Here is a 6,600-nt window from a genome sequence, read left to right as displayed (position 1 = left end):
GAGAGGGATCTCTACGGGATAACTACGGGATTGAGAGTCAATCTGACTCGGGGTAGGCGTCATTTTGACTCGGGGTAGGAGTCGATTTGACTCAGGGTATGAGTCAGATTGACGTGTCAGCAGGTCAGAGGGGGTTTCCGGATCGTCCGGCGTGCCGCGCAGGGTGGCTTCCGGGTCGCCCTGGGTGTCGTCGTCGAAGGTGATCGCGTCGATCAGGTTGTCGTCGTACGCGGTCCGCTTCCTGGCCATCGACGCCAGCATCGGCAGGTTCACCCGCGACAGGTTCGAGATCGGCTCGCCCTTGCTGTTCACCCGGCGCACCGACTTCAGCAGCTTCCTCTTGATCAGCTTGCGCTTCACCCGCTGCACCGTGCTGCGGGACGTCCCGCAGGAGTCCGCGAGGCGCTGCTCACTGGGCCAGCAGTAGCCGTAGGGGTCGGTCCAGTTCGTGTAGCCGATCAGCAGCAGCTTCTCGCTGCCGTCCAGCCCCTCGGCATCGAGCACCATGCCCATGTGCTGCGCGCTCACTCGGCCACCGCCGTCAGGTAGCCGTGGCTCTCCAGCTCCGCCAGCGCGGCCTCGATGTCCGCCACGCTGTGCGCGGTGCCGGCCGCGAGCGATTCCGCGGTGACGGTCTCCCACTCCGCGTCGCTGAACGAACTCATCAGCGCGAACACGCCGCGCGCCGTGAACGTCAGCCGAGCGTCGGCCAGGAACGAGTTCTTCAGCGTCGTGTAGCCGTCCGACGCCCTCCGTACGGTGAAGCTCATGCGGCCACCCCCGGCGTGGCCGACGCGATGTTCAGGCGGTGTGGCAGAACCACTGGGGATACACGTACGCTCTTCACGAGCGCACCTCCATCTCAGGTGCACCGGCAACCCGGGGTTGGCCCCCCGGACCGGTCTTCGGCCCCGTCTTCTGGCGGGGCCGTCGTGCTGTGTGGCCCATGCTTGCGCATCGTGGGCCCGTGACACGCCCAGACAGCCGCGCGGGCAAGCCTCCAATTTGGATGGGCAAGCCTGCCGGGGTGCTGGGCAAGCCTCTATCCGCGCTTCTCCCGGATGCCGGGCAAGCCTGCCTCCTCGAACCACTTGTAGAGGGTGTTGGGACTGAGACGTGCCAGCTCCCTGATCCGGCTGCGCTGGGCGCCGAGCTTGGCCGCTTCGATCACGAGCGGGCGCAGTTCCTCGGTCAACAGGCGGTCTGCCTCGGCGAGCAGTTCGGCGCGTCTCGCGCCCACGTTGGCAACGGCGCGCAGGGCCGCCGCTTGCTTCTCCTCAGGGATCTCAGTCACGTCCCGAGTATAGACATGAAGTTCACTGGATGTCGCACTTGTATCCAGTGAACTTGTCGTGTCATGGTGGCTCTGCACCCGGAAACGGGAGCGGCCCCCGGTTGGAGCCGGGGGCCGGTTGGTGGCCTGCCGTTGGAGCGGCGCGGTCACCGGTAGCCCCGGCGTATCAGCGCCGGAGCTGAGTCGGATCACTGTGTGGAAGGAAACCCGACATGGCGATTGTGGCAGGTACCGCGGCTTCTGTGTGGACGGTTGAGGCGTCGGTTCGGGACGCGGTGGGCCGCTCCCGGGTGGAGGCCGGCGGAGTGGTGGAGGGCGTGTCGCCGTGGGGTGAGACCCTGCCGCCGAGTGCGGTGGTGGAGGAGGTCGGGCAGCAGCGGGTCGAGGTGCGGGTGAGCCTGTTCGTGCAGCCGGAGGAGTTGGTGGCGGCGCTCCTGGACTCCGAGGGGGCGTGGTCGACGCCGGGGGTGCTGGAGTCGGACGAGATGGCCCGGTACTACACGGTGACGCACATGATGGTCTACGACGGTCCGGGGAGCCCGCGCATGGCGGAGCTGGTGGCCGAGGTGTACGGGTCGGAGACGGAGACCGAGGAGTTCGAGCGGGCGCGCGAGGTGGTGTCCCGGGTGTTCGGCGTGATGGCTCCCGCCGCGTTGACGGTGGTCTGAGGCTCCGACGGGGCCTCGCGCGCGTAACGCGTGCACACGTGCACGTGCACACGCGTGCACACGAGGCCACTTCCTCAGGGGGCGGTCGGCGGAGAGATCCGCTGGCCGCCCCTGAGGCGTCCTGGCGCGGGCGCGGCTCACGGGGCGCGGACGGGCGGGCGGGGCAGCCGCCGAACGGACTCCAAGGCGAGCGCCGGACCGCCCGGACGCCGGACCGCTCCCCCGGTCTCCCGGTCCGCCCGGTCCGGTCTCCCGGTCCGGCGGTCCGGTCTCCCGGTCCGGCGGTCCGGTCTCCCGGTCCGGCGGTCCGGTCCCCCGGTCCGGCGGTCCGGTCCCCCGGTCCGGCGGTCCGCTCCCCCGGTCCGGCGGTCCGCTCCCCCGGTCCGCCGGTCCGGTCCCCCGGTCCGGCGGTCCGGTCCCCCGGTCCGGCGGTCCGCTCCCCCGGACCGGGCGGACCGGGGTCGGTGCGGACGTTTCCACGGACGGCGTTTGCGCTGGTTATCCCGTCCGTCCCCCCGTCCGCGAGACGGCCGGTTGCGTCGGGCGGGGGGTGTCCGTGCGGCTAGCCTGCTAGCCGGCTTACTGGCGAGCGGGCGGAGCGGTGATGGCGAAACGGGTGGCGGTCGGGAACAACAAGGGCGGGGTGGGCAAGACCACCACGACGGTGCGGCTGGCGGAGGCGTTGGCCAAGCGCGGGTGCCGGGTGCTGGTGGTGGATCTCGATCCGCAGGGCAACGCGTCGCGGCGGCTGGGGTGGACGTTCGACGCGGCGGCGCCGCAGCTGACGATCTCGGAGGCGATCCGCGCGGACGAGGTGGGGGCGGCGGCCCAGGTGGTCCAGTCGGTCGGCTGGGAGACGGAGTACGCGGACCGGATCGCGCTGTGCCCGGCGCGGCTGGAGCTGGAGAACCGGATGAGCGAGGCCGGGATCGTCGGCGCGCACCGGCGTCTCGCGCGGGCACTGGACGGGGTGGACCGCCACTTTGACTACACGCTGATCGACTGCCCGCCGTCGCTGTTCCACCTGACGCAGCTCGGGATGGCGGCGGCGGATGTGGCGGTGGTGGTGACGACGCCGGAGTACGACGCGGTGGAGGCGGCCATCCGCGTGAGGGACTTCATCGCCCACCGGGCGGCGGATCTGTCGAACCCCTCGCTGGAGCTGGCCGGGGTCGTCGTCAACGGCCTCCAGCAGCTCGGCTCGCACGCCTTCCAGCGCGACGGCATCCGCGAGACGTTCGGGCCGCTGGTGTGGGATCCGGTGGTGCCGCGCCGGTCGGTGGTGCTCGACGTCGATGAGTCGGCGCTGCCGCTGGAGGGCGTGACCGGGGGAAGGGCCGGGGAGGTGCGGGCGGTGTACGAGCTGCTCGCCGAGACGTTCGTGAAGGCGGTGCCGGCCGCATGACTCCCCGCGAACGACGGCGCCCGTCCGGCACGGCGACGAACACGGCGCTCACCCCCAGCACCGAGTCGCTCCGGGTGGGCGACGGCACCGCCCCGGGTCTGGGCAAGCCTGCCCGGGGGGCGGGCAAGCCCGCCCGGGTGGCGTTCGGGACGTACCTGCCGCCGGAGCTGCAACGAGAGTTCAAGTCCCGCTGCGTGCTGCTCGGCATCGAGATGCAGGACGGCACCGAGCAGGCGATCCGGGAGTGGTTGGCCCAGCACCCGGCCTGACCGGCGCAGCCCGCCGCCCGCCCCGGGAACCGGGAGGAACACGCAGCTCAGCGAGCCGGAACGGCGGTGGAACCGGGCGGGAACCGGGACCGGGCAGCGGGAACCTGTTCCGGGCCTGCGGCGGTGTTCCGGTACGTGTACCGGTCGCTGGCCTGCATGTTCCCGCCCGTTCCGGCCCGGTTCCGGCGGTTCAGGGTGAACGAACCGTGACCCTCCCGAGAGGCTCGGGGTTCGTTCACCCCCATGCGGCCGGTCCGGCGGGGTGGGCAAGCCTGCCGGGCAAGGTGCCGGGATCGGGGCCCGTGAGGGTTGCACCGGAGGGGGGCTGGAAGGTTGCACGTAGAGGTGCACTAGGGGTTGCACCGGAGGTGTGACCGTGAGTGGGACCCCCACTTTTTCGATCTTGAGCATCGTGCCTGGTCAGGCCCGGTGGGCAAGCCCCCTCGCCACGACGACACCTCTTTGTACGCGTCAGCCGTACGGAGAGGTTGGGTCTCTGCAGGCCGGGCGGCGGCGGTTTGCTCGGTCTGGCCCGGCAACTCCTGTGACGGGCTCTGTGCTGCGCGTTACCGTGATCGCGATCTGTTCGCGACTGCACGGGGGTGGCCCGATGGTGACGGCTCGACAGAAGCGGTGCGCGGCGGCGCTGGGAGGCGCTGTGGCGCTCGCTGCGGCCCTCGCCGGATGCGGGGGAGGCGACGGCGGCGCGAAGGCTCCTGCGGCTGCTACAGCGGCGCCCAGCCCCAGCAAGAGCGCTGACCCGGACGCGCCGGAAAAGGCGGCCGTCCTGGAGGCGTACCGGGCGATGCGGTCGGCGGAGGAGCGGACGTACGGGACGGCGAAGCGCGATCCGCAGTTGGCGACGTACGCGGGCAACACGGCGCTGCGGGATATCACGCTGACGATGCTCTACCACCAGGAGCAGGGCACCGTCATGAAGGGTGAGCTGTCGTATCGGCCGGAGGTGACTGGCTTCGACGAGGCCAAGACGAAGGCCACGCTGACGGACTGCGTGGACTCCAGCAAGTACGACGAGGTGAAGGCGTCGACCGGAGAGGTGATCCCGGTCAAGGGCACGGCGCCGCGCCGCCACGTGAACAACCTGACCGCCATCAAGACGGACGGGAAGTGGGTCATCTGGGCCCTGGCCATCGACCGGGCAGCGACGTGCTGACCGCGCGCCGTGCGACGGCGGCCGCCGCGCTCGCGCTCCTTCTCCTGGGTGCGCCGGCCCAATCCGCGGTGGCCGACCCCGGCCCCGGCGGCGGGGTGATCTGCCCGCCCACCAAGCAGGACTGCGACATCCACGCGGGCGACAACAAGCCCGGCAAGCCCGGGGGCGGCGGAGGGACCGGCGGCGGTGGAGGCGGTGGGGGCGGCGGCGGGGGGAAGCCGTCGTGCCAGATCGACGGGGCGGAGGTGCCGTGCTCCCGCGACGACATGGGCGTCTTCAACCAGGCGGACCACTGCTACTGGCAGGTGCTCAACCCGCAGCCCGCGCCGACCGATCCGATCTGGACGTACTCCAACGGCGTCCCGGCGGACTGGAAACCGGGGGACCCCGGGCAGCTCTGGAACGTGATCTGCCCCGGCGTCGGCAGGGAGCTGGCGGGCGGCACCCACTTCTCGGTGACCGGCCCGGCCGGGGGCGGCGTGGACATCCAGGCGCTCGCGCAGCAGGCCGTGGAGAACCTCCGGCTGGAGGGCGCCGACATCGGCATCGCCCCCAACCCGACCGGCGTCGGCGTCGTCGGCATGCCGGTCTGGATCTGGAACCGCCCCGCCCCCACCCGCACGGGGCCGGCCACGGCCTCGGCCTCGGCGGGCGGCGTGACGGTCACCGCGACCGGCAAGGTGCGCAAGGTGACGTACACGATGGGCGACGGCGCAACGGTCGTCTGCACCGCCCCGGGCACCCCGTACGCGGCCCAGTACGGCAAGCAGATGTCCCCCGACTGCGCGCACCGCTACACCGCCCCCAGCTCCACCGTGACGGGCGGCCGGTACAAGGTGGCCGCCACCACCACATGGGACGTGGAATGGGCCGGAGCGGGCCAGACAGGCACCATTACCACCACCCGGGACGCCGCGACCTCTGTGGAGATCCGGGAAGTACAGGTGCTGAACTGAGGCATCCTGTAGGCCCGTCCGGCAAGCGGTGAGACGGCCCCCGGCCCACACGGACCGGGGGCCTCTCTGCGCCCGCGAGAGGACCGGTCACGGCCTCTCACCTGCGCATTGACCGATCGGCGCACCGCAATCGGTCACGCCTGGAGCCGGATCGGTCACCGCTCTCGGCATCGGTCACGGCCACCGGCCACGGTGACCGATCCGGCCCGCCCCGCGCCGCGCCATCGGTCACGCCCCGCCCCGGGGTGCCGTGACCGGCTGCATTCGGTATTCCATAAACCCATTCCGGATTCACTGACTATCCGTCAGGTTCGCACAGTAGGTGCGGCACGCACCTACCCACCCGCGAGGAATGCGCCGCCCCGGAAGGGTGGTGCCAGCAAAACCCAGACTCTAGCCACCACCCGTTTACGAAACACCCCCTGACGGAGCACCACCCGAAGCCCCGTCAGGGGCACGGCCCGACAGGGCCGAAAGACATCGGTCACGCAATCGGCCAACGGCCACAGGACCGGCTAGCCAGCAAGCCAACGAGCGGGCAAGCTAGCTAGCTGAGCCCCTGAAAGGGGCTCCCACCAGCCACATGACCGGCCAACGGCCAACCCACCCCCCAACCGGTCACCGGTCACGGTGACTTGGCCGGCACGCCCCGAAAGGGGCGAGCCAAGAAAGCCTGAAAGGCTTTCAAAAACCGAGAGCCTGAATTGCCGGAGGCAATTCAATTCCGCCCAACATAAGCCCCGAAGGGGCTTATTCCTAAACCACACCGAATTCCCCGAAGGGGAATTCCTGCGGAATTGCGCCGAAAGGCGCAATTCAAAAGGGGCATTTATG

General features: G+C 70.7%; 8 protein-coding genes. 5 read left to right on the top strand and 3 right to left on the bottom strand.

The window, feature by feature from the left end; genetic code table 11:
* The 3 genes from OG624_RS43500 to OG624_RS43490 form a co-directional block, all read right to left on the bottom strand.
* The coding region (locus OG624_RS43500; protein ID WP_371641025.1) for a helix-turn-helix domain-containing protein at window positions 1-528 on the bottom strand (528 nt) is incomplete at its 3' end.
* A complete protein-coding gene (locus tag OG624_RS43495) occupies window positions 525-770 on the bottom strand; it encodes a helix-turn-helix domain-containing protein (RefSeq protein ID WP_331718131.1) in 246 nt (81 codons plus the stop codon). The genes OG624_RS43500 and OG624_RS43495, both read right to left, overlap by 4 nt.
* 272 nt (window positions 771-1,042) lie before the next feature.
* Complete coding sequence (locus OG624_RS43490) at window positions 1,043-1,294, bottom strand: hypothetical protein (RefSeq protein ID WP_331718130.1); 252 nt, start codon at window positions 1,292-1,294, stop codon at window positions 1,043-1,045.
* 212 nt (window positions 1,295-1,506) lie between these two features.
* Between OG624_RS43490 and OG624_RS43485 the strand changes: the two genes are divergently transcribed.
* The 5 genes from OG624_RS43485 (at window position 1,507) to OG624_RS43465 (ending at window position 5,766) form a co-directional block, all read left to right on the top strand.
* The gene (locus OG624_RS43485) at window positions 1,507-1,962 is read left to right on the top strand and encodes a hypothetical protein (RefSeq protein WP_331718129.1); all 456 of its coding nucleotides are present in this window, start codon (window positions 1,507-1,509) and stop codon (window positions 1,960-1,962) included.
* A 604-nt stretch (window positions 1,963-2,566) separates the two neighbouring features.
* On the top strand, window positions 2,567-3,367 hold the full coding sequence (locus tag OG624_RS43480; protein ID WP_331718128.1) for a ParA family protein: 801 nt from the start codon (window positions 2,567-2,569) through the stop codon (window positions 3,365-3,367).
* A complete protein-coding gene (locus OG624_RS43475; RefSeq protein WP_331718127.1) occupies window positions 3,364-3,636 on the top strand; it encodes a hypothetical protein in 273 nt (90 codons plus the stop codon). The genes OG624_RS43480 and OG624_RS43475 overlap by 4 nt, the downstream gene beginning before the upstream one ends.
* A gap of 658 nt (window positions 3,637-4,294) precedes the next feature.
* A complete protein-coding gene (locus OG624_RS43470; RefSeq protein WP_371641024.1) occupies window positions 4,295-4,810 on the top strand; it encodes a hypothetical protein in 516 nt (171 codons plus the stop codon).
* On the top strand, window positions 4,804-5,766 hold the full coding sequence (locus OG624_RS43465; protein WP_331718125.1) for a hypothetical protein: 963 nt from the start codon (window positions 4,804-4,806) through the stop codon (window positions 5,764-5,766). The genes OG624_RS43470 and OG624_RS43465 overlap by 7 nt, the downstream gene beginning before the upstream one ends.
* Window positions 5,767-6,600: the final 834 nt, after the last annotated feature.

This window comes from Streptomyces virginiae, from assembly GCF_041432505.1.
Taxonomy (GTDB): domain Bacteria; phylum Actinomycetota; class Actinomycetes; order Streptomycetales; family Streptomycetaceae; genus Streptomyces; species Streptomyces virginiae_A.
The sequence above is the reverse complement of the archived record's forward strand: the minus strand, read 5'-3'. Positions and strand labels throughout refer to the sequence as shown.

What these genes read in the sequence shown, in the direction of transcription:
- OG624_RS43495 (WP_331718131.1), bottom strand. Translation starts at nt 770, where the DNA reads ATGAGCTTCACCGTACGGAGGGCGTCGGACGGCTACACGACGCTGAAG.
- OG624_RS43485 (WP_331718129.1), top strand. Translation starts at nt 1,507, where the DNA reads ATGGCGATTGTGGCAGGTACCGCGGCTTCTGTGTGGACGGTTGAGGCG.
- OG624_RS43480 (WP_331718128.1), top strand. Translation starts at nt 2,567, where the DNA reads ATGGCGAAACGGGTGGCGGTCGGGAACAACAAGGGCGGGGTGGGCAAG.
- OG624_RS43475 (WP_331718127.1), top strand. Translation starts at nt 3,364, where the DNA reads ATGACTCCCCGCGAACGACGGCGCCCGTCCGGCACGGCGACGAACACG.